Here is a 2,189-nt window from a genome sequence, read left to right as displayed (position 1 = left end):
TCTCTGAATCACAGGGAATATCATCGCTTGGTCAGTGGCATTGTCAACTTAGCTTTAGTACTCGGTGTTAGTCTAACTGTTCTGTTGGAAATTATAGCGCCATTGATTATAACTGGGTTAGCCCCAGGATTTTCTCCAGAGGGTAGAGCACAAGCAACGTTTTTATTTCGGATCTGTGCGCCAATGGTTTTGTTTGCTCCTGGGATTGCGGTCTTTAGTGTGATCCTCAACAGCCAAAGGCGCTTTAGTGCGGTAGCTCTGCGGAATGCGATCGCACCAGGTTTCGTAGTGGCTGCCATTGGGTTGGCATGGCAACAGTCTAGTATTGCTCTGTGGATAGCGATCGCTTATACCTTGGGATTTGGTGGATTCTTTGTGCTGGTATTTCTAGATGCTTTTAAAGCGGGACACCACCATCAATGGTTGGCTTGGGCTGGCAAAGATGACCTCCTGCGTCTGTGGCAAGCAGGTTCTTTACCCACTATTGGTTTTGTGATTAAGCTCGCATCTAATCTAGTCAAGAGCCAGATGCTGCCTTCCTTAGTAGCAGTTGGCGGGGTCTCCACATTCTACTTTGCGATTCGGATCGTCTCCGCTGCTCAAACGATTATTGGTGTCAGTATTGCTACAACCAGCTTGCCTGCCATGACAGAGCATGACTTAGCTGGGCATAAATCCCGGTTAGGATCGGCTTTGCGCAAAAACCTGACCAAAACCCTATTAGTCAGCTTACCTGCAGTACTTTTCATTGTGGTATCTCATGACGAAATCATTCGTTTGCTATACGGACATGGTTCTTTTGAAGCTGCCTCTATTGAGCAGACGTCTCAAGTGTTCTTTTGGTTAGGGCTGTCCTTGGCATTTATTTCTCTAATCCCCGTGCTTGAAGCTGGTTTGTATGCTCAGAGAGCTTATGGTTTGGTTGTCTGGAGTATGGTGACCATGGCATTTGTAGGGGTTGCTCTGAGTTGGTTATTTTGGCAAGTTTGGGGATTAATTGGTATTGCTATGAGTTGGCCTGTTATGGCTATTATCTATGTGATACTGATCATCTATCTACTCCATCGAAAGGGTGTTTCTCTGCTGCAAAAACATCACAGTGAATGAGGGGTAATAAAATCTATGAATAGTTCAAGTTTTAAACAGCACTCTTACTTAATTATTGGAGGCACAACAAAAGCGGCAACAACATCACTATTTTATTATTTAGCTGATCATCCTCAAGTTTGTACCTCTAACCTCAAAGAAATTCGCTTCTTTTTGGATCAAGATTATCCAGAAGCTTCAAACTATCGATATGAAGATGGTCTAGAAAAATATGATGATATTTTTCGTTATGCTCAGTGCTCCAATGTCGAAAAAATTCGGATGGAGGCAACACCAGACTATCTTTACTCATCAGGTACACCCCATAAAATAAAACAATCTCTACCAAATGTTAAACTTATATTTATCCTACGGGAACCGGTTTCTCGCTTAATCTCTTGGTATAAATTTGCTAAACAGAAAGAGTATCTTCCTCAAAATATCAGCTTTGATAACTATGTTGACCAGCAATTAATTAAAGATAATTTTGAGCACGAAAATACCTATACCTATATGCGTTCCCTTGAGCAAGGGCGTTATTATGTCTACTTAAAACCTTACTTTGAGTTATTCGGATCCGATAGAATTTATGTGGCTTTTTATGAAGAATTATCCCGTAATCCCAAATATGTGCTTGAAAAAATTTGTCGATTTGCAGGAATTGATTCCAGCTTCTATGGGGATTATCTCTTTAAAGTATATAATCCCAGCAAGGCAGTAAAAAATTGGTGGTTTCACCGGAATTATGAGCAGTTTTTAAAGTGTATGCGTCAATATACCCAAAACAAACCCATTCACAAAGTTTTGAGGAAAATTCGACGAGCCTTGGATCCGATCTATTTACGCCTTAATGTGCAGCCTCAGGAAAAGGTGTCGATTTCACCAGCTATCAAAAATGCTCTTACTATGTATTATAAACAGGAAGTTACAGCATTGGAAGAACTACTTGGTCGCTCAGTGCCATGGGAGTCATGGAGATATACAGAAAAACCTTTAAGGTAGCCGGAATTAATAGTGATCCTCAGTTGACTCATACTCGTGGTGCTGTTGCCATGGCTCGTTCCCAAATGCCAGACTCAGCCTCTTCACAGTTTTACTTTGCC

2 protein-coding genes and 1 pseudogene are annotated in these 2,189 nt (G+C 41.5%); all 3 read left to right on the top strand.

Annotation, left to right across the window (positions count from 1 at the left end):
* A partial coding sequence (gene murJ / locus F6K20_RS35275) for a murein biosynthesis integral membrane protein MurJ (protein ID WP_287297924.1) occupies nt 1-1,107 on the top strand: 1,107 nt, incomplete at its 5' end.
* A 15-nt stretch (nt 1,108-1,122) separates the two neighbouring features.
* Nucleotides 1,123-2,088: a sulfotransferase domain-containing protein gene (locus F6K20_RS35270; RefSeq protein ID WP_287297923.1), complete on the top strand. Its 966-nt coding sequence runs from the start codon at nt 1,123-1,125 to the stop codon at nt 2,086-2,088.
* Nucleotides 2,064-2,189, top strand: a pseudogene (locus tag F6K20_RS35265) (peptidylprolyl isomerase); the annotation flags it as partial. The gene F6K20_RS35270 and the pseudogene F6K20_RS35265, both read left to right, overlap by 25 nt.

The organism is Moorena sp. SIO2C4 (genome assembly GCF_010672485.1).
In the GTDB taxonomy this organism is placed as follows: Bacteria; Cyanobacteriota; Cyanobacteriia; order Cyanobacteriales; family Coleofasciculaceae; genus Moorena; species Moorena producens.
Note: the sequence above shows the minus strand (reverse complement) of the source record. Positions and strands in the feature narration are given on the sequence as shown.

Excerpts from the sequence above, each read along its gene's own strand:
- F6K20_RS35270 (WP_287297923.1), top strand. The coding sequence starts at position 1,123 with ATGAATAGTTCAAGTTTTAAACAGCACTCTTACTTAATTATTGGAGGC.